26 protein-coding genes are annotated in these 25,924 nt (G+C 67.7%); 15 read left to right on the plus strand and 11 right to left on the minus strand.

Going from position 1 to position 25,924, the window contains the following annotated elements; genetic code table 11:
- Window positions 1-103: 103 nt before the first annotated feature.
- Together E5CHR_RS22745 and E5CHR_RS22750 are read right to left on the minus strand one after the other, a co-directional pair.
- On the minus strand, window positions 104-493 hold the full coding sequence (locus tag E5CHR_RS22745; RefSeq protein WP_162581942.1) for a hypothetical protein: 390 nt from the start codon (window positions 491-493) through the stop codon (window positions 104-106).
- Between the two features lie 139 nt (window positions 494-632).
- Window positions 633-1,721, minus strand: coding sequence for a PA0069 family radical SAM protein (locus E5CHR_RS22750; RefSeq protein WP_162581943.1), 1,089 nt, complete (start codon window positions 1,719-1,721; stop codon window positions 633-635).
- 170 nt (window positions 1,722-1,891) lie between these two features.
- On the opposite strand from E5CHR_RS22750, the gene add reads away from it, so the two are divergent.
- The 3 genes from add to E5CHR_RS22765 all read left to right on the plus strand — a co-directional run bounded on the left by add (window position 1,892) and on the right by E5CHR_RS22765 (window position 5,721).
- A complete protein-coding gene (add, locus tag E5CHR_RS22755; protein WP_162581944.1) occupies window positions 1,892-2,959 on the plus strand; it encodes an adenosine deaminase in 1,068 nt (355 codons plus the stop codon).
- 8 nt (window positions 2,960-2,967) lie between these two features.
- Entirely contained in the window at window positions 2,968-3,948 is a 981-nt protein-coding gene (locus E5CHR_RS22760) for a Bug family tripartite tricarboxylate transporter substrate binding protein (protein ID WP_162581945.1), read from the plus strand.
- A 210-nt stretch (window positions 3,949-4,158) separates the two neighbouring features.
- A complete protein-coding gene (locus E5CHR_RS22765; RefSeq protein ID WP_162581946.1) occupies window positions 4,159-5,721 on the plus strand; it encodes a phospholipase D-like domain-containing protein in 1,563 nt (520 codons plus the stop codon).
- Between the two features lie 16 nt (window positions 5,722-5,737).
- Here E5CHR_RS22765 and E5CHR_RS22770 read toward each other — a convergent pair whose 3' ends face one another.
- Window positions 5,738-6,187: a CBS domain-containing protein gene (locus E5CHR_RS22770; RefSeq protein WP_162581947.1), complete on the minus strand. Its 450-nt coding sequence runs from the start codon at window positions 6,185-6,187 to the stop codon at window positions 5,738-5,740.
- A gap of 144 nt (window positions 6,188-6,331) precedes the next feature.
- On the opposite strand from E5CHR_RS22770, the gene E5CHR_RS22775 reads away from it, so the two are divergent.
- Together E5CHR_RS22775 and E5CHR_RS22780 are read left to right on the plus strand one after the other, a co-directional pair.
- The gene (locus E5CHR_RS22775; RefSeq protein ID WP_162581948.1) at window positions 6,332-7,642 is read left to right on the plus strand and encodes an O-acetylhomoserine aminocarboxypropyltransferase; all 1,311 of its coding nucleotides are present in this window, start codon (window positions 6,332-6,334) and stop codon (window positions 7,640-7,642) included.
- Window positions 7,642-8,454: an alpha/beta fold hydrolase gene (locus E5CHR_RS22780; RefSeq protein WP_162583851.1), complete on the plus strand. Its 813-nt coding sequence runs from the start codon at window positions 7,642-7,644 to the stop codon at window positions 8,452-8,454. Before E5CHR_RS22775 ends, E5CHR_RS22780 begins: the two co-directional genes overlap by 1 nt.
- Here E5CHR_RS22780 and E5CHR_RS22785 read toward each other — a convergent pair.
- From E5CHR_RS22785 to E5CHR_RS22795, 3 genes are read right to left on the minus strand one after another with little or no spacing between them, the layout of a single operon-like run.
- Window positions 8,438-9,100: an NAD-dependent epimerase/dehydratase family protein gene (locus E5CHR_RS22785; RefSeq protein WP_162581949.1), complete on the minus strand. Its 663-nt coding sequence runs from the start codon at window positions 9,098-9,100 to the stop codon at window positions 8,438-8,440. The two genes, E5CHR_RS22780 and E5CHR_RS22785, sit on opposite strands and share 17 nt — an antisense overlap.
- Window positions 9,101-9,125: 25 nt before the next feature.
- The gene (locus tag E5CHR_RS22790; protein WP_232062166.1) at window positions 9,126-9,509 is read right to left on the minus strand and encodes a thioredoxin family protein; all 384 of its coding nucleotides are present in this window, start codon (window positions 9,507-9,509) and stop codon (window positions 9,126-9,128) included.
- 34 nt (window positions 9,510-9,543) lie between these two features.
- Entirely contained in the window at window positions 9,544-10,764 is a 1,221-nt protein-coding gene (locus tag E5CHR_RS22795; RefSeq protein WP_162581951.1) for a YihY family inner membrane protein, read from the minus strand.
- Between E5CHR_RS22795 and E5CHR_RS22800 the strand changes: the two genes are divergently transcribed.
- Genes E5CHR_RS22800 through E5CHR_RS22815 form a run of 4 tightly spaced genes read left to right on the plus strand, consistent with a single transcriptional unit; the run spans window position 10,763 to window position 14,088 of the window.
- Entirely contained in the window at window positions 10,763-11,236 is a 474-nt protein-coding gene (locus E5CHR_RS22800) for a DUF2069 domain-containing protein (RefSeq protein ID WP_162581952.1), read from the plus strand. The two genes, E5CHR_RS22795 and E5CHR_RS22800, sit on opposite strands and share 2 nt — an antisense overlap.
- Window positions 11,237-11,294: 58 nt before the next feature.
- Window positions 11,295-12,716 (plus strand): FAD-binding oxidoreductase, encoded by a 1,422-nt coding sequence (locus E5CHR_RS22805; RefSeq protein WP_162581953.1) that lies wholly within the window; start codon window positions 11,295-11,297, stop codon window positions 12,714-12,716.
- 22 nt (window positions 12,717-12,738) lie between these two features.
- On the plus strand, window positions 12,739-13,572 hold the full coding sequence (locus tag E5CHR_RS22810) for a thymidylate synthase (protein ID WP_162581954.1): 834 nt from the start codon (window positions 12,739-12,741) through the stop codon (window positions 13,570-13,572).
- 15 nt (window positions 13,573-13,587) lie between these two features.
- Window positions 13,588-14,088: a dihydrofolate reductase gene (locus E5CHR_RS22815; protein ID WP_162581955.1), complete on the plus strand. Its 501-nt coding sequence runs from the start codon at window positions 13,588-13,590 to the stop codon at window positions 14,086-14,088.
- A 269-nt stretch (window positions 14,089-14,357) separates the two neighbouring features.
- Here the strand turns inward: E5CHR_RS22815 and E5CHR_RS22820 are convergent, their stop codons facing one another.
- The 4 genes from E5CHR_RS22820 to E5CHR_RS22835 are packed head-to-tail and all read right to left on the minus strand — an operon-like array spanning window position 14,358 to window position 17,475.
- On the minus strand, window positions 14,358-14,678 hold the full coding sequence (locus E5CHR_RS22820) for a non-heme iron oxygenase ferredoxin subunit (RefSeq protein ID WP_162581956.1): 321 nt from the start codon (window positions 14,676-14,678) through the stop codon (window positions 14,358-14,360).
- Between the two features lie 26 nt (window positions 14,679-14,704).
- On the minus strand, window positions 14,705-15,190 hold the full coding sequence (locus tag E5CHR_RS22825) for an aromatic-ring-hydroxylating dioxygenase subunit beta (protein ID WP_174255735.1): 486 nt from the start codon (window positions 15,188-15,190) through the stop codon (window positions 14,705-14,707).
- Window positions 15,187-16,452 (minus strand): aromatic ring-hydroxylating dioxygenase subunit alpha, encoded by a 1,266-nt coding sequence (locus tag E5CHR_RS22830; RefSeq protein WP_162581957.1) that lies wholly within the window; start codon window positions 16,450-16,452, stop codon window positions 15,187-15,189. Before E5CHR_RS22830 ends, E5CHR_RS22825 begins: the two co-directional genes overlap by 4 nt.
- A gap of 27 nt (window positions 16,453-16,479) precedes the next feature.
- Window positions 16,480-17,475 carry a 2Fe-2S iron-sulfur cluster-binding protein gene (locus E5CHR_RS22835; RefSeq protein ID WP_162581958.1) on the minus strand — a complete coding sequence of 332 codons (996 nt, stop codon included), beginning with the start codon at window positions 17,473-17,475 and terminating at the stop codon, window positions 16,480-16,482.
- Between the two features lie 87 nt (window positions 17,476-17,562).
- On the opposite strand from E5CHR_RS22835, the gene E5CHR_RS22840 reads away from it, so the two are divergent.
- The 6 genes from E5CHR_RS22840 to E5CHR_RS22865 all read left to right on the plus strand — a co-directional run bounded on the left by E5CHR_RS22840 (window position 17,563) and on the right by E5CHR_RS22865 (window position 23,881).
- On the plus strand, window positions 17,563-18,471 hold the full coding sequence (locus E5CHR_RS22840) for a LysR family transcriptional regulator (RefSeq protein WP_162581959.1): 909 nt from the start codon (window positions 17,563-17,565) through the stop codon (window positions 18,469-18,471).
- Between the two features lie 113 nt (window positions 18,472-18,584).
- The gene (locus tag E5CHR_RS22845; protein ID WP_162581960.1) at window positions 18,585-20,099 is read left to right on the plus strand and encodes an amidohydrolase family protein; all 1,515 of its coding nucleotides are present in this window, start codon (window positions 18,585-18,587) and stop codon (window positions 20,097-20,099) included.
- A gap of 27 nt (window positions 20,100-20,126) precedes the next feature.
- Complete coding sequence (locus E5CHR_RS22850; RefSeq protein WP_162581961.1) at window positions 20,127-21,236, plus strand: ABC transporter substrate-binding protein; 1,110 nt, start codon at window positions 20,127-20,129, stop codon at window positions 21,234-21,236.
- A 79-nt stretch (window positions 21,237-21,315) separates the two neighbouring features.
- The gene (locus E5CHR_RS22855; RefSeq protein WP_162581962.1) at window positions 21,316-22,179 is read left to right on the plus strand and encodes an ABC transporter permease; all 864 of its coding nucleotides are present in this window, start codon (window positions 21,316-21,318) and stop codon (window positions 22,177-22,179) included.
- A complete protein-coding gene (locus E5CHR_RS22860; protein WP_232062167.1) occupies window positions 22,176-22,997 on the plus strand; it encodes an ABC transporter permease in 822 nt (273 codons plus the stop codon). The genes E5CHR_RS22855 and E5CHR_RS22860 overlap by 4 nt, the downstream gene beginning before the upstream one ends.
- A gap of 26 nt (window positions 22,998-23,023) precedes the next feature.
- Window positions 23,024-23,881 (plus strand): ABC transporter ATP-binding protein, encoded by an 858-nt coding sequence (locus tag E5CHR_RS22865; protein WP_162581963.1) that lies wholly within the window; start codon window positions 23,024-23,026, stop codon window positions 23,879-23,881.
- Window positions 23,882-24,418: 537 nt separating this feature from the next.
- On the opposite strand, the gene E5CHR_RS22870 is transcribed toward E5CHR_RS22865, so the two are convergent.
- Window positions 24,419-25,921, minus strand: a complete 1,503-nt coding sequence (locus E5CHR_RS22870; protein WP_162581964.1) for a sugar ABC transporter ATP-binding protein — start codon at window positions 25,919-25,921, stop codon at window positions 24,419-24,421.
- Window positions 25,922-25,924: the final 3 nt, after the last annotated feature.

Below are 25,924 nucleotides of genomic sequence, written 5' to 3' on the forward strand. Positions count from 1 at the left end.
CCGGGCGCGACGTGGCCGCTGGCGCGTCGCAACTTTTCGGCCGTGGAACGGGCGACGTCCGGTGCATCGTCGACGCAGGGCCGAAGCCGCCCATCCCATGGGTTCATCGCTTCGACGACGAGGTGGACTTCGAAGGATCGCGCTGGCCGCGCGCCTCTTCATCGTCGCCGGTTCGGTTTCCCTCGGTAACCGGGCCGTTGTAGACGGCATCCATCACGGGCCCGCGGTCCGTGTCGGCGCCGTGCACGGCGTCGTGATGCGCGATCGCGCCCACCGATTCCATCGAAGGATTGCCGGCGGACTGGCTGCTCGCGGATTCGTCGAGCTCATTGGGTTGCTGAGGCACCGGCTTCTGCAAGCCGTCGCCGCTGGCCTGGGCCCAGCGCGTTTCGCCAGCCGCGGCGCTGCGTCCCGGCTTGGGCGACCCTTCCTTGCTCGTCGCGCGGTCCGCGGTTTCGCCTTCGGCTGTTCCGGGTGTGTGTCTCGTGTTCACGGAGTACTTCCTGTCGGTGTTTTCAATGCCCCATGCTGCCGAGGCCCGGCGCTCTGCCGGTAAGGTTTTGCTCACAGCGGCCGTAGGAGATCGAGTAAGGGCGCCGTTGCCGGCGATGCGCGGCGTCGCCGAATCAGGCCTAGAACAGACTCCCCTGCCCTGCAGCACCGGGTGGCCGGAACGCGCCAAGGTCGAGCGCGATGCGCTCCCGATTGAAGCCCAGCCGCTGCGCTGCCTTCTCGAAGCGCTGGCGGATCAGCTCGGCCCACAAGCCACTTCCGACCATGCGCGTGCCGAACGACGCGTCGTAGTCCTTGCCGCCGCGCATCTCATGGATGCGCGCCATGATGCGCGCGGCGCGCTGCGGATAGTGCAGCTCCAGCCACTGCTTGAAGAGCGGCGCCACCTCCCAGGGCAGCCGGATCACCGTATAGAAGGCGCTGCGCGCACCGGCCTCCCAGGCGGCCTCGAGCACCTTCTCCATGTCCTCGGTGACGAAGGGAATCTGCGGCGCCACGCTTACGCCCACAGGAACGCCCGCCTCGGCCAGCGTGCGCACCGTGCGCAGTCGCCGATGCGGCGCGGCGGCGCGCGGCTCCAGCTTGCGCGCGAGCTCGCCGTCCAGCGTGGTGATGGTGACGTAGACCGCCGCGAGATGCTGCGCGGCCATGGGGGCGATCAGGTCGAGATCGCGCTCGACGGCGCTGGACTTGGTGACCAGGCCGAAAGGATGGCGCACCTCCTGGAGCAGCTCGATCACCGATCGGGTCAGCCGCAGCTCGCGCTCGATGGGCTGGTAGCAGTCGGTTGCGGTGCCGATCGCCAGGTTTTGCGGCCGATAGCCGCGCCGGCCCAGTTCGGCGCGCAGCACTTCGACGATGTTGCGCTTGGCGATCAGCTTGGTCTCGAAGTCCAGGCCGGGCGAGAGGTTCAGGTAGCTGTGCGTGGGCCGCGCGAAGCAATAGATGCAGCCGTGTTCGCATCCGCGGTAGGGATTGATCGAGCGGTCGAAGTGGATGTCGGGCGAGTCGTTTTCGCTCAGCACCGACTTCACGTCCTCGAAGCGCACCTCGGTCTGCAAGGGCGCAAGCGGATCGGCTGCGCCTTCCTCGAGGGTGCCCCAGCCATCGTCGAAGGCATCGCGGGCATCGCGCTCGAAGCGGTGGGGCAGCCGGGTTGCCGCACCTCGGCCCTTGATGACATGGAGGGGAATGAAAGCGTCGGGCATGGTCCTTCACCTCTGTGAAACTGTGTTTTCATACAGTATTCCACCAAACTGCCGGGCGTGCACGCCGGGCCGATATCGAACCCTCGCGCCAAGTGCATCGCAGCGCGCAGCGGCCGAGTTCCATGGGCGCGGCAACTGCTAGCGGCCGGAAACTCACTAGACTGGCGTGAATGACCACCGCGCCACTCGACGCCTTTCTGCACGCGATGCCAAAGACGGAGCTTCACTGCCACCTGTTCGGCACCGTGCGCCACGCCACCTTCGCTGCGCTCAATGAACGTGCGGGGTCGCCGCTGGCGCAGCAGGAGGTCGAGGACTTCTACACGCGCGGCGAGAAGCCCGTGGGCGTGTTGCGCGTCCTGCGCGCTCTCGACGCCCAGCTGCTGCGCACGCCGGACGACCTGCATCGGATCACGCTGGAATACCTCGAGGATGCCGCGGCGCACAACGTGCGCTACAGCGAGTTCTTCTGGAATCCGACGGGCACGGTGCATGTTTCCGGTATGGACTATGTGGACGCGCAGGCGGCGATCGTGCGCGCCATCCGCGACGCGGAGCGCGACTTCGGCATCACCGGCCGCCTGGTCGCGGCGATCGACCGCGAGGCCACGCCCGAGGCCGCCGTCGAAATGGTGGAATGGGTGACGACGAACCGCTGTGAGGAAGTGATCGGCATCGGCATCGACTACCGCGAGGTCGACCGTCCGCCGGAGCTCTTCCTGCAGGCCTACCGCGACGCACGCCGCGCCGGGCTAAAGACCACTGCGCATGCCGGCGAGTTCGGCATGCCGTGGACGAACGTGCGCACCGCGCTCGACCTGTTGCAGGTGGACCGCATCGACCACGGGTACACGGTGGTGGACCAGCCCGAATTCGCGCGCGAATGCGCGGATCGCGGCGTGCTTTTCACGGTGGTGCCGACCAACTCCTACTACCTGCGCACGCTGCCGCCGGCGCGCTGGGCTCTGGACCATCCCATCCGCCGCATGCCTGGCCTGGGCCTGCGCATTCATCCCAACACCGACGATCCCACGCTGCACAAGGTCACGCCCACCCAGGCCTGGGCCATGATGGTGCGCGACTTCGGCTTCGGCGTCGACGACCTGCGCACCTTCATGCTCAACGGCCTCGACGGCGCCTGGATCGACGACGGCACGCGCCGTGCATGGCGCGCGCAATGGACCCAGCAATTCGATGCGCTGCGCGCACAACTTTCCCCAGACGCCGTTCCCTCCTGAAACCGACCATGCCCAAGCTCGAGCCCCTGCTTTTTGCCTCCTTGTTGCTGGCCGCCGCACCCGGCGCGGCCCTTGCGCAGGCCGCCTGGCCGGCCGCCAAGCCCATCACGCTGATCGTGCCCTACTCGGCCGGCGGCAGCGTGGACTTCAACGCCCGCCTGGTCGCCACCAAGCTGGGCGAGCGGCTCAAGCAGTCGGTGGTGATCGAGAACGTGACCGGTGCCGGCGGCGCCATCGGCGTGGCCAAGGCGGTGAATGCGGCGTCCGACGGCTACACGCTGGTGGCGGGTCCGGACAGCGCGATCGCCATCGGCAAGCTGATCAACCCCGCCGCCTTCAAGTTCGACCCGCTGAAGGACCTGGCGCCGGTGGGCATGCTCAATACGGCGCCCATGGTGCTGGTAGCGCGTCCCGGCTTGCCGGTGCAGAGCTATGCCGATTTCGTGAAGCTCGCGAAGGCTGCGCCCGGAAAATACAACTACGCGACCTCGGGGGTGGGCACGGTTCTTCAACTGGCCATGGAACTGCTCAAGGAGAAGAGCGGCATTTTTGTCACCCACGTGCCCTACCGCGGCGGCGCGCAGATCGCCACCGACGTGATCGGCAATCAAGTCGACCTCGCGATGCTCGTCAGCACCAGCGCAATTCCGCACATCAATGGCAACCGCCTGAAGGCCCTCGGCGTCACTGGCAGCAAGCGGCTGGACGCGCTGCCCAACGTACCGGCCTTCGACGAGATGCCTGGCCTCAAGGGCTACTCGATGGTGAGCTGGACCGGCATCTTCGCGCCAGCGGCCACGCCGGCTGCGACGGTGAAGCGCCTCAACGAAGAACTCAACGCTGTGCTGAAGGACCCCGAAGTGCGCGCCAAGCTGCAGGAGCAAGGGGCCCTTCCCGGCAGCGGCACCGCCGAGGAACTCGCCACGTTCGTCCAGGCCGAGTTCGCGCGCAACCGCAAGATCGTGCAGGCCGCGAACATCAAGGAGTGACATCCGAGCGCTGCATGCCCGGCATATCGTCGAACGCCTGCACCTGCTCGATGGCCCGCGGCGTGCGCACGGCGAACCTGCGACGGATTTCCATGGCGGACACGTAAATCTCGCCAAATCTCTTCGAGGGCCGGGATCTCGAAGTCAGTTGCGTAGCATCCTTCCGCGCCCCGCGAGATGCGGTTCTCCAAAGCTGACTTCTAGACGTTCATGACTTCATTGCTGCGCTACGCAACCCTCGTCATCGCGTGCCTCATCACGGGCTGCGCGAGCTTGCCGCCCGCCGCGCCCCGCGCCCCCGAGCAGGCAATCCCCGCTTCCCCGCAAACAGAACTCGGGCGCATCGCGCTGTCATCGAAAGCGGGTCCCACCGATCGCTCTGCCGTGCGTCCGTTGCCCCAGGCCAGTTTCGCGCTCGATGCCCGGCTCGAGCTCATCCGCCGAGCGCAAGCCTCGCTGGATGTGCAGTCCTACCACCTCGGCAATGACAAGACCGGCCTCCTGATCCTGCGCGAGCTGCGCGACGCAGCCCGGCGCGGCGTGAGAGTCCGGTTGCTGCTCGATGACTTCCATACGGCGGGCCTCGATCGCGCTTTGCTCGCCCTGGCCGCGGAGTCCGGCGCCGAAATACGCTTGTTCAATCCGTTTGCGAGCGGCCGCGAGCATGCGGCCACCCGCTGGGTCAGCTTCTTCAGCGACTTCAGCCGGCTCAACCATCGCATGCACAACAAGCTCCTTGTCGCGGACGGCGCCATCGCGATCGCAGGCGGTCGCAACATGGCAGACGAATACTTCATGCGCAGCGACGGGGCCAACTTTCTCGACTTCGAGCTACTGATGGCCGGCCCTGTCGTACCCCAGTCCGCGCGCATCTTCGACGAGTACTGGAACAGCGACGTGGTGTACCCGTTGGCCGAGGTGGTGCACACGCAGGACACGCCGCAGACGCTGAAAGACGAGTTCGAGCTCGCCAGCTCCGAGGCACGCCTCCCCCGGCCCGACACGCCAGCCGATGCCGACGCCTTCGGCGAGCCCCCGCTGGGCAAGGAACTCGCGCGCGGAGAGCTCCGGTGGATGCAAGCCGAGGCAGATGCTTTTGCAGACAGCCCGAACAAGGCCATCGGAACGCGACCTGCTGGCGCGGTGACGCTCGCGCAACGCTGGTACGCGGCCATGGAAGCTGCCAAGTCGCAGTTGCTGGTGATCTCGCCGTACTTCATTCCGGGCGACAAGGGCATGGAACGCATCCGCGCCGCGCGGGCGCGCGGGCTGCCCATCACCGTCATCACCAACTCCCTGGCCGATACCGACGAGCCGCTGGTCAACGTCAACTACAACAGCTATCGGGTCGCGCTGCTCCAGGCCGGGGTCGAACTGTTCGAGGTGAGCTCGCGCCAGATGAAGCGCAACGGGGTCATGCGCCGGGCATTGCGCAATGCGCAAGGCCGACTGCACGGCAAGCTGGCGCTGATCGACCGCGAATGGGTCCTGCTCGGCTCGATGAACCTCGACCCGCGCTCGGCACTGCTCAACACCGAATTCGGCGTGCGCGTGCGCAGCTTCGAGCTGACGCAAGCCCTGCACTACGCCTATCTGCTGGACAACGTCGAAGGCGTGTACCGCGTCAAGCTCGGGCCCGATGGCGAAAGCATCCAATGGGTGGGCACCGGCGATGAATCCAACGAAGTGCTGGACGACGAACCCGACTCCAGCATGCTGACGCGCCTTCAGCTGCTGATGTTCTCGTGGTTCGTCCCCGGCGACCAGCTCTGAGCAAGCGCGCCAAGGCTCAGGACGACTCGTCTTCCGCCGGCCAGTCGCGGATGTAGGCCTTGAGCATCTTGTTTTCGAAGTTCTGGCTGTCCACCACAGCCTTGGCCACGTCATAGAAGCTGATCACGCCCATCAGCATGCGCTGGTCGATGACGGGCATGTAGCGTGCGTGGCGCTCGAGCATGATGCGGCGGATCTCGTCCAGGTCGGTCTCCAGCGTGCAGGTGACGGGGTGGTCGTCCATGGCCTTTCGCACCAGCGTGCCACCGACCTGTCCGCCATTGCCGACGATGGCAACGATGACCTCGCGAAAAGTCAGCATGCCCACGAGATCGCCATGCTCCATGACGACCAGCGAGCCGATGTCCTTGTCCGCCATGACGGAGACGGCGTCGGCCAGGGGTTCTTCAGGCGTGATGGTGTAGAGCGTGTTGCCCTTCACGCGCAGGATGTCGCTGACTTTCATGGTGTTGCTCCTCACTTGGCTCGGCGCTGCTGCCGAAATTGAATATAGCCCACAATGGCCGCCCGTCCACGGGCCCCGCCGCTGTCGCACCCATTGCGCGCGTAACGGGGCATTGCAGAATCGACCTTGCTTCGAAAGGCCTCCATGCCCGGTTATTCCGATCCCGGCTTCGACACGCTCGCGCTGCACGCCGGTGCCGCGCCCGACGCGGCCACCGGCGCGCGCGCCGTGCCGATCCATCTCAGCACCTCCTTCGTGTTCGAATCGAGCGACCACGCGGCGGCGCTCTTCAACCTGGAGCGCGCCGGCCATGTGTACTCGCGCATCAGCAACCCCACCAATGCGGTGTTCGAGCAGCGCGTGGCTGCGCTGGAAGGCGGCGTCGGCGCCATCGCGACCGCCAGCGGGCAGGCTGCCCTGCACCTGTCGATCGCCACGCTGATGGGCGCGGGGGCGCACATCGTGGCCAGCACGGCGCTCTACGGCGGGTCGCAGAATCTTCTTCACTACACACTGCGGCGCTTCGGCATCGCGACGACCTTCGTCAAGCCGGGCGACCTCGACGGCTGGCGTGCCGCGATCCGGCCCGAGACGCGGCTCCTCTTCGGCGAGACCGTGGGCAACCCCGGCCTCGATGTGCTGGACATTCCGGCCGTCAGCGACATCGCGCACACGGCCGGGGTGCCGTTGCTGGTGGATTCCACGCTGACCTCGCCCTATCTGATCAAGCCCTTCGACTGGGGCGCCGACCTGGTCTACCACTCCGCCACCAAGTTCCTCTCGGGCCATGGCACGGTGATCGGCGGCGTGGTCGTCGACGGCGGCAGTTTCGACTGGGAACGCTCGGGCAAGTTCGCCGAGCTGACCCAGGCCTACGAAGGCTTCCACAACATGGTGTTCAGCGAGGAGAGCACGGTGGGCGCGTTCCTGCTGCGCGCGCGTCGCGAGGGGCTGCGCGACTTCGGCGCCTCGATGAGCCCGCACACCGCCTGGCTGATCCTGCAGGGCATCGAGACCCTGCCGCTGCGCATGGAGCGCCACATCGACAACACGCAGAAGGTGGTGGAGTTCCTGGCCTCGCACCCTTTCGTGGCGCATGTGGGGCATCCGCTGCTCGAATCCCATCCCAGCCATGCCCTGGCGGGCAAGCTGCTGCGCCACGGCGCCAAGGGTGCGGGTGCAGTCTTCAGCTTCGACCTCAAGGGCGACCGGCAACAGGGCAAGGTCTTCATCGAGACGCTCAAGCTCTTCAGCCATCTGGCCAACGTGGGCGACTGCCGCAGCCTGGTGATCCACCCCGCGAGCACCACGCACTTCCGCATGACGGACGACGCGCTCGCCGCTGCCGGCATCTCGCAGGGCACCATCCGGCTGTCGATCGGGCTGGAAGACCCGGCCGACCTGATCGACGACCTCAAGCGCGCGTTGAAGGCCGCCGAGAAAGCGGGCGCATGATGGACCTCATCGTCAACGGTCACAAGACCTACTGCTACACCGGCGGCAAGGCCTTCGATGTCGCGAAGCCGACCGCGGTTTTCATCCACGGGGTGCTGAACGACCACAGCGTGTGGATCCTGCAAAGCCGCTGGTTCGCGCACCATGGCTGGAACGTGCTGGCGCTCGACCTGCCGGGGCATTGCCGAAGCGATGGCCCACCGCCGGCGAGCGTGGAAGAGGCGGCGGCGTTCGTGATCGCGCTGCTGGATGCGGCCGGCGTCGAGAAAGCCGCGCTGATCGGCCACAGCTTCGGATCGCTGATTGCGCTCGAGGTCGCCGCCCGCGCACCGGGCCGCGCCTCACACCTGGCGCTGGTCGGCACCGCCTATCCGATGAAGGTCTCGCCGGCCCTGCTCGAAGGTGCGCTGAACGAGCCGCTGCGCGCAATCGACATGGTCAACAGCTTCTCGCATTCGATGCTGGCGCCGCCGCCCTCCACGCTGGGCCCGGGCACCTGGCTGTACGGCGGCTCGCGGGCATTGATGCGCCGCGTGCTGGCGAGCAACCGCGAGGCCAATGTGTTCCACATCGGCTTCAAGGCCTGCAACGAGTACGCGGGCGGCGACGCCTCGATGGCCGCGGTGCAGTGCCCCATCCTGTTCGTGCTCGGCAAGTCCGACCAGATGACGCCGCCGCGTGCCACGCAGGCGTTGATCGCCAAGGCCGGCGGCGCGCGCGTGGTGCACGTGGCTGCCGGTCACCAGCTGATGAGCGAGGCGCCGGACGAAGTGCTGTTCGCGCTGCGGGATTTCCTCAACGCAGCGCGTTGATGTCGGGCATTTCCACCAGCGGCGTCCGCGCGCCCCCCTTGGCAACGGCCAGCATGGCGCGCCCGACCTGCTCGCTGGTCGTCACGTGGTTCGGGATCAGCCGCCGCAGCAGGCTGAACACGGGGCCGAGCAGCAGGTAGATCCAGCGGTAGACCGCCGTCTTGGAGCGTACGCCGTGCAGCGGCTGGATGAAGCCGGGACGGAACATGTAGGCCGCCTTGAAGGGCAGGCGCATCAACGCGTTCTCGGTCTCGCCCTTGACGCGCGCCCACATGCGGGGCCCGCGCTCGGTACTGTCCGTGCCGGCGCCGGACACGTAGACGAAGCTCATCTGCGGATTGAGGCCCACCAGCATCTTCGCCGCGGCCAGCGTGATGTCGAAGGTGACGCGGCGGTATTCATCCTCGCTCATGCTGACCGAGGAGACGCCCAGGCAGAAGAAGCAGGCGTCGAAGCCGGCGAGCTGCTCCCGGACCGCGCCGTAGTCCAGCAGGTCGGGCACCACCAGCTCGTGCAGCTTCGGGTGCTGCACGCCCGTGGTGCGCCGCCCGACGCTGAGTACCCGGCGCACGTCGGGGTCGAGCAGGCATTCGCGAAGTACGCCCTGGCCCACCATGCCGGTCGCGCCGAAGAGCAGGACATTCATGGCTGGTTGCGGATCGTGGAAGACCCTAGGCGACTTCGAAGGTGCCCGGCTCGCGCGCCAGAGCACCGAGCAGGGTCTGGACCTCGGGACTCGGCGCCTGCGCCGGCTGCAGGGCGCCGAGCATGCGCGCCAACGTCTCGGCATGCGGCAGCACGGGCCCGAGGAAGCGGGTGCCGGACCCGTCGGCGACCAGCAAGGTGGGAAAGGTCTCGACGTCGAAGTCGTCGGCCAGCTCGGCATGGTCTTCGATGTCGACCCAGGCGAAGCGGAACCGCGGATGGGCGCGTGCCACCTGCTCGAACAGGGGCCGGTACTCGCGGCAGGCGCCGCACCATTCGGCACAGAGGCAGACGACCCAAAGGGTGTCGCCGGCGGCTCGCAGGGTCTCGGGTGTGGCGGAAGCGTTCAAGGTCGAATGAATGAGGTGGAGCGGACCGCCGCCATTATCGGCAAGGCAGCACATCCTGCAGCAGCAGCGTGCGCAAGGGGCCTCGCTGCCACAGGTTTTCGAGAGGCGGCGACCGCGGCACCAGCAATTGCACGAGCAGCGGCTCGAGCGAGGTGCGGCCGGGGTCGGCCAGCAGCACGTAGCGTGGATCCTCGTCCTCCGGCTCTTCGGCCAGCGGCCCGATCCAGTCGAGCGCGACCAGCGTCTCCAGCACCGGCGCCAGCTGCAGCGCATCGACCCGCATCCGCGCCACCAGCTCGGCCGCACCCAGGCCCCTGGCGGGCGTGGCCTTCGCCAGCGCGAGCTGCTGCAGCGCCTCCACCGCCAGCTGCAAGGGCCAGCCGGGCATGCCGCCGCGCCGCGCCACGCCGCTCAGCAGGCTGGGCAGGTAGGCCGCGATCACCGCACCCAGCAGCACGATGACCCAGGCGACATAGATCCACACCAGCAGGATCGGCACGGTCGCGAAGGCGCCGTAGAGCACCGAGTAGGTGGGCACCAGGCTCAGGTAATAGGCGAGCACCCGCTTGGCGATCTCGATGGCGGCGGCCACGAAGAAGCCGCCGGCCCACGCATGGGCCCACTTGACGTGCGTGTTGGGCACGTAGTGGTAAAGCGAGGCCATCCCGCCCGCCAGCAGCACGAATTCGAAGGTGTCGAACGCCAGCTTGAGCATGTCGCGCCCGCCGACCCACTCGCGCGAGACCGAAAAGACGTAGGCCGTGGTGCTCAGGCTCAGCGCCAGCACCAGCGGCCCGAGCGTGATGGCCGCCCAATAGACCAGCACCCGCTGCGCGAAAGGCCGCGGTGTGCGCACGCGCCAGATGCTGTTGAGCGTCTTGTCGATGGTGAGGATCAGCGCGATGGCCGTGACCAGCAGCACCAGCAGGCCCGCGACGCCCAGTCCGCTGGCCTTGCTGGCGAACTGGTTGAGGTAGCCCAGCACCTGGCGCGCGATGTTGTCGGGGATCAGGCTCTCGATCAGCCAGCGCTGCACCCGCACCTGCATGGTCGCGAACATCGGGAACACCGTGAACAGCGCCAGCGCCAGGGTGAAGAAGGGCACCATCGCGATGGTGGTGGTGAAGGTCAGGCTGCTGGCAGTCAGGCTCAGCCGGTCCTTGCGGAAACGCTCGCCCAGCACCGCGGCCGTGTTGCCCCAGGGAAAATGCGAAAGATCCCTCCAGAGTTGGCGGCGATTCATGGCGGCTATCATGCCATCGGGTCCCGCGCCAGCCCGGCGCCGCACGCCCGCCGTTGCCCCCGTAGCACCCGTTCCCTGCCCCGCCGTGACCGCACCCGCCATCCCCTCCTCCGTCTCCGCCACGCGCTGGCTCGCCGTCGCCAGCCTGGCCGGGCTGATCGCGCTCGGGCTGGCCTGGGAGCTGTGGCTGGCGCCGCTGCGGCCGGGCGGCTCCTGGCTCGCGCTGAAGGTCCTGCCGCTGGTCGTGCCGCTCGCCGGCCTGCTGAAGAACCGGATGTACACCTACCGCTGGGTCAGCCTGCTGGTCTGGCTCTATTTCACCGAGGGCGTGGTGCGTGCGTGGAGCGACCTCGACGGCACCGGCCGCGCGCTGGCGCTGGGCGAGGTCGTGCTGTGCCTGGCGCTGTTCGGAGCCTGTGCGTGGCACGTGCGCCTGCGGCTGCGTCTCGCGCGGGCCCGCGCGCTGGAAGGCGTTGCGCCATGAACAGCCGGGCCGCTCTCGAATCCAGCAGCACCGTGCTGCGTCGTCCGGAAGTTACCCCATGAGCGATCTACTCATCGACACACTGCGCGCCGTGGTCGGCGCCGCCAACGTCCTGACCGACGGCGACCTCGGCGCCTGGGAACAGGACTGGCGCAAGCGCTCCCGCGGCAAGGCGCTGGCCGTGGTGCGGCCCGGCAGCACCCAGCAGGTGGCGGAGGTGGTAAAGGCCTGCGCCGCCACGGGCCGGGCGATCGTGCCGCAGGGCGGCAACACCGGCCTCGCGGTCGGCTCGATTCCGGACGAGAGCGGCACCCAGGTCGTGCTGAGCCTGCAGCGCATGAACGCCATTCGCGGCATCGATGCTGCCAACCTCACGATGACGGTGGACGCCGGCTGCGTGCTGCAGACCTTGCAGGAGACGGCCGAGAAGGCGGGCTTCCTGTTCCCGCTGAGCCTGGCGGCCGAGGGCAGCTGCACCATCGGCGGCAACCTCGCGACCAATGCCGGCGGGACGCAGGTGCTGCGCTACGGCAACGCGCGCGAGCTGTGCCTGGGCCTGGAAGTGGTAACGCCGCAGGGCGAGGTCTGGGAAGGCACCAGCGGCCTGCGCAAGGACAACACCGGCTACGACCTGCGCGACCTGATGATCGGCAGCGAAGGCACGCTGGGCATCATCACCGCCGCCACCCTGAAGCTCTATCCGCTGCCGGCCGCGCGGCTGACCGCCTGGGCGGCCGTGCCCACGCTGGAGCACGCCGTCGAGCTGCTGGGCCTGGCCCACAAGCGCCTGGGCGCGGGCCTCACCGGCTTCGAGGTGATGGGCCGCTTTGCCCTCAGTCTGGTGGCCAAGCACTTTCCCGCCCTGCGCGTGCCCTTCCTCGAGGACGACGGCGTGCCCTACTGCGTGCTGCTCGAGAACTCGGACAACGAGTCGGAAGACCATGCCCGCGCCCGCTTCGAGGCCCTGCTAGAAACCGCCTTCGAGGCGGGATGCGTCAGCGACGCGGTGGTCGCCGAGAACCTGACGCAGGCGCACCAGCTCTGGCACGTGCGCGAGAGCATCCCGCTGGCGCAGGCCGAGGAAGGGCTCAACATCAAGCACGACATCTCGATACCGGTCTCGCGCATCCCTGCCTTCGTGGAAGAGACGGATGCATTGCTCGAAGACGCGCTGCCCGGTGTGCGGCTGGTGAACTTCGGCCACCTCGGGGATGGCAACCTGCACTACAACGTGCAGGCGCCGGCGGGTGCCCACAACGGCGACTTCCTGCGCGACCATGAGGCTCGCATCAACGCACTGGTCTACGAGGCCGTCCGCCGGTTCGAGGGTTCCTTCTCGGCCGAGCACGGCGTCGGCTCGCTCAAGGTCGAGACGCTCGAGAAGCACAAGTCGCCGGTGGCGCTCGAGATGATGCGCGCCATCAAGCGCGGGCTGGACCCGCAGAACCTGCTGAATCCGGGGCGGGTGATTCGGATCTAAAGCAAGGCAGAATTCTTCCGACATGACCCCACGCCCCACCCGCTCCCAATACGAAGACTTCATGCGCCACGTCGACACCCACGGCGTGCACAAGAGCGACCGCACCGGCACCGGCACCAAGAGCGTGTTCGGCTACCAGATGCGCTTCGACCTGGCCGAAGGCTTCCCGCTGGTCACCACCAAGAAGGTGCACCTCCGGTCCATCATCCAGGAGCTGCTGTGGTTCCTGACCGGCTCGAGCAACAACAACTGGCTCAAGGAGCGCGGCGTCACCATCTGGGACGAATGGGCGCGCGAGGACGGCGACCTGGGCCCGGTCTACGGCGTGCAGTGGCGCAGCTGGCCGACGCCGGACGGCGGCCATGTCGATCAGATCCAGCAGGTCATCGACACGCTCAGGAACAACCCCGACTCGCGCCGCATCATCGTCAGCGCGTGGAACGTCGCCGACCTGTCGAAGATGGCGCTGATGCCCTGCCATGCCTTCTTCCAGTTCTACGTGGCCCCGCCGCAAGCGCCGGGCGAGCGTGGCAAGCTGAGCTGCCAGCTCTACCAGCGCAGCGCCGACATCTTCCTGGGCGTGCCCTTCAACATCGCGAGCTACGCACTGCTCACCCACATGGTTGCGCAGCAGTGCGACCTGGATGTGGGGGACTTCATCTGGACCGGTGGCGACTGCCACATCTACAGCAACCATGCCGAGCAGGTGGCGCTGCAGCTCAGCCGCACGCCCTACCCCTACCCGACGCTCGTCATCAAGCGCAAGCCCGCTTCGATCTTCGACTACGCGTACGAGGATTTCGAAGTGGTGGACTACCGGCACCACGACGCCATCAAGGCGCCCGTCGCCGTCTAGCAACCGGGAGCAGCCATGGCCACTCGCATCAACCTCATCCTCGCCCGTGCAGCCAACGGTGTGATCGGTCACGAAGGTTCCATGCCCTGGCACCTGCCCGAGGACATGGCCCACTTCAAGAAGCAGACCGCAGGCGCGCCGGTGATCATGGGCCGCAGGACCTGGGACTCGGTGCCGCCGCGCTTTCGTCCGCTCTCGGGACGGCGCAACATCGTGATCACCCGGCAGCCGGATTGGCAAGCCGAGGGCGCCGAACGTGCCGCCAGCCTGCAAGAGGCCCTGACCCGCTGCGAGGCGACGCAAGAGCCGGAAGTGTGGGTGATCGGCGGCGCGCAGATCTACGCCGAAGCGGAGCCGCTCGCGCACCGTGCCCTGGTGACCGAGATCGGGCGCGACTTCGAGGGCGACGCCTGGGCGCCGCGCTTCGACGTTTCGTGGCGCGAGACGGCGCGCGAGTCGCATGTCTCGTCGAACGGGCTGCCGTACAGCTTCATCACGCTCGAACGGCCCGAGTAGGGTACGTGCGGGGCGGCGTGCCTCTATGGCGCCGAGAAGCGCAGTGCAGCCGGCCGGCACGCCTGCCGAAGGACAGGTGTGCTTCGTGATCTGACTTGCCGCGGCTGTCTGAGCAGAGTGAACGAAGTGAACGTCGCGAGTTCCGCGGCAGGCCGGTTGCGCGAGCATCGCAGGGAACTCGGCGCAAGGCGCCGACCGCCACGGTGGCACGCCGCCCCGCACACCCGCGGGTGCCTTTGCAGCGCGCACGGCCCCTTTTGACCCAGGAATCAAACCAGCGACAGATACACCCGCCCGCCTTCGATCTTCACCGGATAGCAGCGCAGATCCTCGGTGACCGGTGCGCACAGCGCCTTGCCGTTGCGCACGTCGAATTTGCCCTGGTGCAGCGGGCATTCGATCTCGTGCCCTTCGAGAAAGCCGTCGCACAGCCGCGCCTGGCCGTGGGTGCAGGTGTTGCTGGTGGCGAAGATCTCGCCATCGACGCTGTAGAGCGCGATGTCCAGCCCCTGGACCTCGACGCCCATGACGTCGTCCGCCGGGAGCTCTTCGACGGCAGCGGCGTCGATCCAGTCGGTGATGTTGCTCATGTTCTCTCCTGGGGGCGTCCGCCGTTTCAGATCGGATAGATGATGGAGTTCGGGATCATTTCGCTGTCGTACACCACCAGCCGCGACGCGAACTTCAGCCCCTCCGGCCGCCTCACCACGGTGTCGATGTAGCGGCCCACGTTGAACACCGTCGACAGCTCGCTCAGCTTGGTGCGGAACACCGCGTAGTTGGCCTCGCTGTGGATGGTGCCGTCGGCGTCGACCTGGTGCACGAGCGGCTGGCCGACCACGTGGCGCTGGTAATAGGGGTCGTGGAACAGCGTCTCGCGAATGCCGTAGACCCGGTCCTCCAGCATGCCCCGGCTCTCGAAGGACAGGGTGGCCAGCGGCAGGCCGCGCTCGTGGTTCTCGCGCGGCTGCAGGCGGTAGCTGCATTCTTCGATGAAGAAGGCCGGCCAAAGGTCCCAGTTGCCGGAATCGACGGCGCGCGCATAGTCGGCGTAGAGCTGATTGAGCGCGAAGTAGTCCTCGAAGCGCAGGGTCATGGTCATGCCTCCATCACCTCGCGCCAATACTTGTACATGCCGCGGATCAGCGTCTCGGTCACCATGTGGTCGGTGTCCTCCACCTCGCGGCCGCCCAGCTCGGCCAGCGTGCGGTGGTAGGGCTTCTGCTCGAAGCCCTGCTGCGAGAACTCGATCACCTCGCCGTCGTCCGCCGATACGAAGCCAGCCGGCCCGAACAGGTTGGCCTGGCGCAGGCGGCGCTGCTGCATTTCCTCGCTGTCGTCCTCGAAGCCGAAGTGCGTCCACACGAAATCGAAGGCGTCGTGGCCCACCGGCTGGATGTGGCGCGTCGAGACGCTGTTGACCTGCTGCTGCAGGATCACGCTCGGGAACAGCGTCGTCATCACCGCCGTCGGGCCGCCCCACCACGACTCGGGCACGATGTCCAGGAAGCGCGGGTCCTTCAGCTGCATGCTCTCCTTGAAACTGGAGACCTGCGTGACCTGGGCTGCCTTGCCCGCGCTGCCCCGCGTCGAGATCATGGCGGCGTGGCGGCCGCGCGCGTCCATCTTCAGCTCCGACTTGTTGTCCGCGCGCCAGAGCCCGAAGGTCACGAACCAGGTGTGCAGCAGGCCGGGGTGGTACGGATCCTTGATGTTTTCCTGCATCAGCTTCCAGTTGCCTGGAATTCGCTGGCGGTTGTAGCCGAGGATCTTCAGTTTTCGGCCATTGAAGAGCCGATCGAAGTAGTGCAGGATCGCCGGCCCCATGAAGTTCTCCAGCGACTCGACTTCATGGTCGAAGGACGCGAAGACCACCCCTCCGCGCGTGGCCACCTTGAGCTTGTTGAGGCTGTTCTCCTCCACCTTGAAGTCCGCAGGCATGCCGCCGTGGACCTTGCCGTCCTGCTTCACGCCGCGGCGGAAGGGCACGCCCTGCAGGTCGCCCTTCAAGGTGTAGTTCCACTGGTGGTAGGGGCAGACGAACTCCTTGCGGTTGCCCTGCCGCCCGCGGCAGAAGCGCATGCCGCGGTGCGCGCAGACGTTCTCCACCACGTTGATGCCGCCTTCGGCGTCCCGCACCATGATCACGGAGCGTTCGCCGATCGCCGTGCGCTTGAAGTCGCCTGCGTTCGGGATCTCCGCCTCCAGGCCAACGTAGCACCAATGCTTGCTGTAGAAGAAGCGCTCCAGCTCCTTCTTGTGCTGGTCCTCGCCGATATAGGCCATGAAGGGAATGCGGCTGGTCTTCTCCGACTCCCAGCGCAGCTCGCGCGGGAAGACGGTCGAGGGATTGGCGTTCGTCATGAGGTCTCCTTTCTTCTGGTCATTGCGTCAGGTCGCCTGGGGATAGAAGGCGTCGGCATGGATCTTCTCGATGGGCAGCCCGCGCTCCTCGAGCAGCAGCGTGACGGCCTCGACCATCGGTGGTGAACCGCACAGATAGGCACGCCATCCGTCGAAGCCGGTGGGCCAATCGGCACGGATGGCATCGGTGATCAGACCCTGGCGCATGCCCGGGCGCATCGGCCCGGTAACGCCGACCACATGCACCTTCAGTGCCGGATGCAGCGCCTGCAGCTCGCGCAGCTCCTCGAGTCCGTACACGTCGGCGTCGGCGCGCACGCCGAAGTACAAGTGAATGGGGTTGGGCATGCCGGCCTCGACCGCACCGCGCACGATCGCCAGCACCGGCGCCAGCCCCGTGCCGCCGGCTGCGCACAGGATGGGGCCCTCGTGCCGTGTGCGCAGGTAGGCGGCTCCCATCGGCCCGCTGACGCGCACCGCGTCGCCCTGCTTGAGCTTCTCGAACACGTAGTCGGTGACGCGGCCACCCGGCACGCGCCGCACATGGAACTCCAGCTCGGCGTCGCGGCTCGTGCGCGCCATCGAATACGGCCGCGCATGCTCGGGCGCGAACTGCAGCTGCGCGTACTGCCCCGGTGAAAAGGACAGCGGCTTGGCCGGTTTCAGGCGCAGCCTGCGGATGTCGTGGGTGAGGACGTCGATGCCTGCGATCGTGGCCTTGACGATGCGTGCCGGGTGCACCACCACTTCGTCGGGCTCGGGGATTTCGATCGTGCAGCTTTCGGTCAGCGTGCTCTGGCAGGCCAGCACGTGGTGCTCGCGCGGGCCGTCGGGCCGCATCGCGCCCGGCCCGGGCCCGCCATCGAGCAGCTTGCCTTCGAGCAGCTTGCAGCGGCAGGTGCCGCAGCGCCCCGCCATGCAGCTGTACGAGACCGGCACCTGGTGCTCGCGCAACACCTCGAGCAGGTTCGCGCCGGGGCGAACGTCGAGGGTGCGGCCCAGGGGGCGGATGTGCAGGTCCATGGCGCCGATCATCGGCCTGGGCTACACATTGGCCAATAGAATCTCGTGAATTCGCCGAATCACTGCCGTGAATAAAGGGTGCGCCGCATGCAGCTCAAGGACATCGACCTGAACCTGCTCCTGGTCTTCGACCGCATGCTGGCCGAGAAGCGCGTCTCGGCAGTGGCCGAGACGCTGGGCCTGTCGCAGCCGGCCATCAGCAATGCGCTGGCGCGCCTGCGACGCGTGTTCGGCGACGAGCTGTTCCTGCGCACTGCGCGCGGCATGGAGCCCACGCCCTTCGCGCTGCAGCTGGCCGAGCCGGTGGCCTATGCCATGAGCGCCCTGCACGGCGCACTGAACCAGCACACCGTCTTCGAACCGGCCACCAGTACGCGCAGCTTCACGCTCGCGATGACCGACATCGGGGAGGTCTACTTCACGCCGCTGCTCATGGAGCTGCTCGCACGCACCGCGCCCGGCGTGACCATCAGCACGGTGCGCAACACCGCGGTCAACCTGCGCGATGCGATGGAGGCGGGCCATGTAGACATCGCCATCGGGCTGCTGCCGCAGCTGAAGACCAGCATTTTCCAGCGGCGCCTGTTCCGGCAGCGCTATGTGTGCCTGTTCAGCGCGGCGCATCCGCTGGCGGCCAGGGCGCGGCTCTCGCTCAAGGATTTCTCGGCTGCCGACCACTTGCTGGTGCAGGCCGTCGGCACCGGCCACGGCCAGGTCGACGAGCTGATGGCCGCGCAGGGCATCGCGCGCCGCATCCGGCTGACCGTGCCGCACTTCGTGGCGCTCGGCCACATCCTGCGCGCCACGCCGATGATCGCCACGGTGCCCGAGCGCCTGGCCCGCAGCATTGCGGAGCCGTTCGGGCTGGTCTGGCGCGCGCACCCCGCGAAGCTGCCGGAGATCGCGATCAACTGCTTCTGGCACGCGCGCTTCCACCGCGACCCGGGCAACCAGTGGCTGCGCGGCCTGCTGTTCGAGCACTTCGCAGACGGCTGAGGCGCCGGCCGCAGCGCCCTATGCGCAAAGCGGCTAAGCAAGCGCGAAAGCCTTCGTTGGAAAGCGGACAGGCCGCCCGTAGCCTGCGGTCTTCCCCAACGAGGAGCTTTCCAATGAACGACCGTTTGAGCCGCGTGCAGGCATCGCGCTCCGCCGCCATCAAGGCGAGCCTGCATCACCCCGTGATCGACACCGATGTCCACGTCAACGACTATGCGCCGGTGCTGGAAGACTACATCCAGCACTACGGCGGCAACCAGCTGGTCGACGCGCTGCGCAAGGCGCTGGGCGGCCGCTTCGTCACCCGCACCGGCGGCGGCAAGGACTGGTACCAGCAGACGCCCGAAGAGCGGCAGTACCACCGCACCCTGCGCGCACCCTGGTGGGCGCGCGTCACGCGCAACACCTACGACCTCGCGACCTACACACTGCCTGCGCTGCTGTATGAACGCCTCGCCGAGCAGGGCTCGGACTATTCGGTGCTGTTCCCCAACGACGTGCTCTCGCCGGCCGCGGCCGGAAGCGAGTACCGCCAGCCGCTGCACCGCGCGATCAACCATTTCCATGCCGACCAGTACCGCGCCTACGCCGATCGCCTGACACCGGTGGCGGGCATTCCGCTGTACACGCCGCAGGAGGGCATCGAGGAGCTCGAATTCGCGGTGAAGACGCTGGGGCTCAAGGTCATCAACATCGCCGGCGGCGTGCGCCGGCCCATTCGCGCGATCGCCGACAAGTACCCGGCCAAGGAGCATCCCGAGGTCGCCAGGCAGGCGGGCTACATCGACTTCTACGGCATCGACAGCGAGCACGACTACGACCCGTTCTGGGCCAAGGTGGTGGAGCTCGGCGTGCCGGTGACCACGCATTACGGCAGCCAGGGCTGGACCGGCCGCCAGTCGATCAGCAACTACATGAACAACCACATCGGCCACTTCGCCGACGGCTCGCAGGCCTTTGCCAAGGCACTGTTCTTCGGCGGCGTGACGCGGCGCTTCCCCGGCCTGCGGGTGGGCCTGCTCGAAGGCGGCGCCGACTGGGGCGCGCATGTCTTCACGCACCTGGTGGACCGCTGGGAGAAGCGCAACCGCGTGGCGGTGCGCAACTACGACCCGGCCGAAGCCGACGTCGAGCTGCTGGCCTCGCTGTTCGAGCGCTACGGCGCCGACTACATCAAGGGCCGCGCGAACTTCAAGTCCACGCTGCTGCGCGACAGCCTCGGCATCTCCGCCCTGCCTCACAGCCGTGAGCCCGATGCGTCGGAGATCGACGACTTCGCGATGGCCGGCATCGAGAAGGTGGAGGACATCCGCGACCGCTGGGTTTCCAACTTCTACTTCGGCTCCGAGGCCGATGACCGCACCGTGGCCGCGGCGTTCAACGACCGCGTGAACCCGCTGGGCACGAAGATCAACGCGATCTGGTCCTCCGACGTGGGCCACTGGGACGTGCCCGAGTTCACCGAGCCACTGGCCGAGAGCTGGGACCTGGTCGAGCAGGGCGTGATCTCCGCGGCCGACTTCAAGGCCCTGGTGTTCGACAACCCGCACCGCTTCTACACCGAAGCCAACCCGCGCTTCTTCGAGGGCACCGAAGTGGGCCGCAAGCTGTCGGCCGCCAAGGCCTGAAACCGATCCCGAGAGAACGACTCACCCATGCAACATATCCTCTCCCTTGTGCGCCGATCGGCCTCGGCACTGTTGGCACTGGCCATGTCGGCATTCGCGGCGGCGCCCGTGCAGGCCGCGCCCGAAGTGGTCCGCATCGGCGTCGCCACGGCGGGCGGTGGCGAGCCGGTCACCTGGGGCGGCTCGCCCGGCGGCGTCGCCCGCGTCAACAACTGGCTCGAAGAGGAGTTCAAGGCCTCGGGCGTCAAGGTCGAGTGGCTGTTCTTCAAAGGCGCGGGGCCGGCGGTCAACGAAGCTCTGTCCAACAAGCAGATCGACTTCGCCTACCAGGGCGACCTGCCCTCGATCGTGGGCCGCTCCAACGGGCTCAAGACCAAGCTGCTGCTGGTGAGCGGCGCGCGCAACAACCTCTACGTGGTGGCGCCCACCGCCTCCGACGTCCACTCGATCAAGGACCTCAAGGACCGAAAGGTCTCGATCTTCCGCGGCACCAACGGCCACCTGGTCGCCATCAACGTGCTGGCCGCCAACGGCCTGGCCGAGCGCGACATCAAGGGCGTCAACCTCGACACCGGCAGCGCGCAGGCGGCGCTGGTTTCCAACGGCGTGGACGCGGCCTTCGGCGGCTACGAGTGGTTCAAGGTGCGCGACCAGGGCCTCGCCAGGATCGTCTACTCGACGCAGGGCCAGGACCCGGCTTTCACCCGCCAGGCCTCGCTGCTGGTGCGCAGCGAGTTCGAGCAGGCCAACCCTGCCGAGGTGCAGCGGGTGGTCGATGTCTTCGTGCGTGCTGCCCACTGGTCTTCCGAGGAAAAGAACCGCGAGGCGCTGTTCGGCATCTGGGCCCGGAGCGGCACGCCGGTAGCGTCCTGGTCCGCCGAGTTCGACAAGCAGCCGCTCGCGCAGCGCAACTCTCCATTGGTGGACGACTTCATCGTCGGCCGCTACAAGGCCGTGGTGGCCGATGCGCTGAAGCTCAAGCTGATCCGCCGCGAAGTGGCCGTCGACGGCTGGTTCGACACGCGCTACCTGCAGAACGCGCTGAAGAAGCAGGGGCTCGAGAACTACTGGACCGCCTTCGATGCGAAGGGCAATCCCGCCAAGCCCGGTACGGGCGCCTCGGTCGCGGCCCAATGAGCGCCGCCAGGCCGCCCGAAGGCGCGAAGACCCCCTCGGGGGGCAGCGCAGTACACGCATTGACGAGCGTGGAGGCCCGATGACCGCCGCAGCAGAGTCGACGGCTGTCCTGCGGCCTGCCGGCGACGGCGCACCGGCGTCCACCGCCACGCGTACGGTCGCACCGTCACTGCCGTGGCGACGCGTGGGTGACCGCGCCCTCCCCTGGCTGTTACCCCTCGCGCTGCTCGCGCTCTGGTCCACGGGCGCCACGCAGGGCTGGATCTCGCCACAGGTGCTGCCGCCACCGCAGTTCGTCTGGGAAACGCTGCGCGACCTGGCCACGAGCGGCGATCTCTGGCTGCACGTGAGCACCAGTTTCACACGCGTGGGCGTGGGCTTCGCGGCCGGTACGGTGCTCGGCCTCGTCCTGGGTTCGGCCATGGGCCTGTCGCGCAGCGTCGAGGCCTACGTGCTGCCCAGCTTCAATGCGCTGGTGCAGATCCCGGTGCTGGCATGGTTGCCGTTCGTGCTGCTGCTGGTGGGCATCGGCGAAGCGCTGAAATACATCCTCATCGCCAAGGCCGCGCTCGTGCCCGTGGCGCTCAACACGCTGCAGGGCTTCCGCCAGACGCCCGCCGCGCTGCGCGAGGTGGGCGAGGTCTACGGCTACAGCCGGCGCCAGCAGGTGCTGGAGATCGTGCTGCCGCACGCCGTGCCCACACTCTTCACCGGTGTGCGACTGGGCTTCACCAAGGCCTGGCTCTCGCTGGTCGTGGTCGAACTCGTGGCGTCGAGCGAAGGGCTGGGCTACCTCATCGTCTACGGCCGCCAGCTGTTCCAGCTCGACCTGGTGATGGCCGCCGTGGTCGTGGTGGGCGCCATCGGCCATGCCATCGACCGCCTGCTCGACCGCCTCGAAGCCGCGGCGCACGGGCGCCAGCCCGGCGTAGGCACGCGATGAGCAGGGCCGCGCGGAATACGGCCGAGGTGGCCGAGCTCGCCGCGGTGCAGCCGCTGCGCCCGGAGCAACGCAGGCGATGGCGCGGCTTCGTGCTGCCCGCGGCGGCCGTCGCGCTGTGGTGGCTGCTGTCGTCGCTCGATGTCGTCAACTCGGCACTGCTGGTCTCGCCGGCCAAGGTATTCGGCACCGCGGTCGAGCAGGTCGCGAGCGGACGCCTCTTCCGCGCGCTCAGCGCCAGTCTCGCGCGGGAGGCCACGGGCTTTCTGATCGGCACCGTGTCGGGCCTCGTGCTCGGCGCGCTGCTGGGCCTGTCGCCGCTCTTCAACCGCATCGCCGGCCCCAGCTTCAACACCTTCAAGCAGATCTCGCTGTTCGCGTGGATCCCGCTGATCTCGGTCTGGTTCGGGCTGGGCGACGTCGCCAAGGTGGTGTTCCTCTCGCTGGCCGCGCTGGTGCCGGTGGTGGTCAACACCTGCGACGGCATCCGCACCACCCCCGCGCCGCTGCTGGAAGTGGCGCGGGTCTACGGCTACACGCGCTGGCAGACCGTCATGCAGGTGGTGCTGCCAGCGGCGCTGCCCTCGATCTTCACCGGCGTCTACCTGGCGCTCATCTATTCGTGGCTCGCGACCATCGGCGCCGAATACCTGCTGGTGGCCGGCCGCGGCATCGGCAACACGCTGATCGAAGGCAGCGAGCATTTCCAGATGGACCTGGTGCTCTTCGGCATGGCCGTGATCGGCGGGGTCGGCTGGGCCATGAACGCCGCGGCCCGCTCCCTGGAACGCCGGCTGGCGCGCTGGACCGGACGCGCGTGAGTCACGCAGAAAGAAACCTCTCCCTCATGACCCCGACCCATTCCCTCTCCAACGAGCTCGACATTCGTGGGCTCGGCAAGCGCTATGCGAGCACGCAGGCCGACGGCGGCGCGCTGCAGGTCCTCGACAACATCGACCTGCACGTTCCGGCCGGCCGCTTCGTCAGCATCGTGGGCGCCAGCGGCTGCGGCAAGTCCACCCTGCTGAGGCTCGTGCTAGGCCTCGACGCGCAGTACGAAGGCGAGATCCTGCTGGGCGGCCAGCCGATCTCCGGCACCGGGCGCGAGCGCGGCATCGTGTTCCAGGACCACCGGCTCTTCCCCTGGCTCACGGTGGAGCAGAACATCGCCGTCGGGCTTCGCAACGCGCCGTTCAGCGCACGGCAGAAGCGCGAGCAAGTGGCCGAGCATGTGGCGCTGGTCGGCCTCGAAGGCTTCGAGAAATCCTTCCCGCACCAGATCTCCGGCGGCATGGCGCAGCGCGTGGCGATCGCGCGCGGCCTGGTCAACCGGCCGCGCGTGCTGCTGTTGGACGAGCCGTTCGGCGCGCTGGATGCGCTCACCCGCTCGCGGCTGCAGAACGAGCTGCAGCGCATCTGGCAGAAGGAGCGCATCACCATGCTGCTGGTCACGCACGATGTCGAGGAAGCGGTTTTCCTGGGCGACCGCGTGGTGGTCATGCAGCCCTCGCCAGGGCGCATCCGGCGCATCGTGGAGGTCGACCTGCCGCATCCGCGCAACCGCAGCGACCCGGCCTTCCTTGCCATGCGCGATGACGTGCTCGGTGACTTCCTCGAAGTCGCCCCCGATGCCCCGCTCGCTGTCACGCCACCGGCCGAACAGCCTGCCTTTGGCTTGCGCGGCCGGCTGCAGCTGGCCTGGTAGGACACCTTCTTGTTTCATTCTTCCTGACGACGCTGGTTGTGTGCCGCGGAAGGTATGCCGGCCTGCGTGCAGTGGAAGGCGGCCTGCGGAGGCGAGGTTGAAGATGCACGACCCCGCCCGCGACCAGACGTCGAGGTGTTTGGCATTCCGATACCGGCACATGGCACCGTCGCAAAGGTGCCTGCGGATGTGCGGGGCGGCGTGCCTCTGTGGCGCCGAGAAGCGCAGTGCAGCCGGCCGGCACGCCTGCCGAAGGACAGGTGTGCTTCGTGATCTGACTTGCCGCGGCTGTCTGAGCCGAGTGAACGAAGTGAACGTCGCGAGTTCCGCGGCAGGCCGGTTGCGCGAGCATCGCAGGGAACTCGGCGCAGAGCGCCGACCGCCACGGTGGCACGCCGCCCCGCACACCCGTGGGCACCTTTGCAGCGCGCGCAGCGTCGCAGGGTCGAGGCGTCGCAACGTCGCCGAGTGGCAGGACACCACCAGCAGGTCGGCCGACTCTACGTCGGCGAGCGCACGGAGGCTTGCCGCAGCCGGTCAGTGCACGGCCGCGTACATGATCTTGTCCTCCGTGGCCCCTTCGGGTGCGAACTCCTCGACCACGCGCCCCTGTCGCGTCACGAGTATTCGATCGGACAGGGCCAGGATCTCCGGCAGATACGACGAGATCACCAGTACGGCGATGCCATCGTCGGCCAGGGAATGAATCAGTTGGTGGATCTCGGCGATCGCGCCGACATCGACCCCGCGAGTCGGCTCGTCGAAGATCACCAGCCGCGGCTGCTGCACGAGCGACTTGGCAATCACCACCTTCTGCTGGTTGCCGCCCGACAGCTCGACGATGCGCGCATCGCTGTCGATCGCACGGATCGACAGCCGCTTGCGCCAGGTCTCGGCGAGTGCTCGCATCTGGTCCTGGCGCACGAGCATGAACGGGCTCGGCGACGACGCCAGCTGTCCGGCGTAGATGTTCTCGGCGATCGACAGGGTCTCGAAGAAGCCTTCGAGCTTGCGGTCCTCGGTCACGTAGACGACGCCGCCCTTGACCGCCGGACGCGGGGTGCGATAGCGCACCGGCTCGCCGTCGAGCAGGATCTCGCCGCCGTGCAGGAAGTCCCGCTTGGCCACGCCGGCCACGATCTTGGCCGTTTCGGTACGCCCCGAGCCGATCAACCCGAACATGCCCGTGATCTGTCCGGCATACAGCGAGAAGGCATTGTTCTTGACGATCGTGCCCATCGACAGGTTCTGCACGCTCAGCACCTTGGCGCCGCGGGGCCGGGGCACCCGCTGCGACCGGTTGCCGTAGAGCTCCTGCGAGAGCGAGCGCCCGACCATGGCCTGGATGATCCGGTCGCGGTCCATCTCGCTTGCGTCGGCGGTCAGCACGTGTTCGCCGTCGCGCAGGATCGTGATGCGGTCCGCGATCATCAGCGCCTCCTCGAGCGCATGGGAGATGAAGACGATCGACACACCGTCGGCGCGCAGACGCTGGACCAATCCGAAGAAGTGGTGCTTCTCCTCGGGCGTCAAGGTGGCGGTCGGCTCGTCGAAGATGATGAGCCGCGCCTCGTGCTGCACCGCCCGCGCGATCTCCACCATCTGCCGCTGCGCGGCTCCGAGCTGCGACACCAGCTGGGTCGGATCGACATTGAAGTTCAGCCGCTGCAGGAATTGCTGGGCAGCGATGTACAGGCCGCGCAGGCGGTTGAAGAAGGGCTCGTCGCCGAGATAGAGGTTCTGCGCGACGGTCAGCGACGGCACCAGGCTGGTTTCCTGGTAGACCATGGCGATGCCGTGGCCGAGCGCGTCGTGGGGCGTGGTGAAGGTCACCGGCCGGCCCTGGAGCAGGATCTGCCCCTGCGAGGGCTGCACCGCGCCGGCCAGGATCTTGGTCAACGTGGACTTGCCCGCGCCGTTCTCTCCGAGCAGGGCATGCACTTCTCCGCGCCTCACGCCGAACGAGACGTCGCGCACGGCATGAGCGCCGCGGTACTGCTTGCCGATGTTCCGCAGTTCGATCAGGTGGTCGTGGTCCATGGG

Origin of the sequence: Variovorax sp. PBS-H4, assembly GCF_901827205.1 — a bacterium.
GTDB lineage: Bacteria > Pseudomonadota > Gammaproteobacteria > Burkholderiales > Burkholderiaceae_C > Variovorax.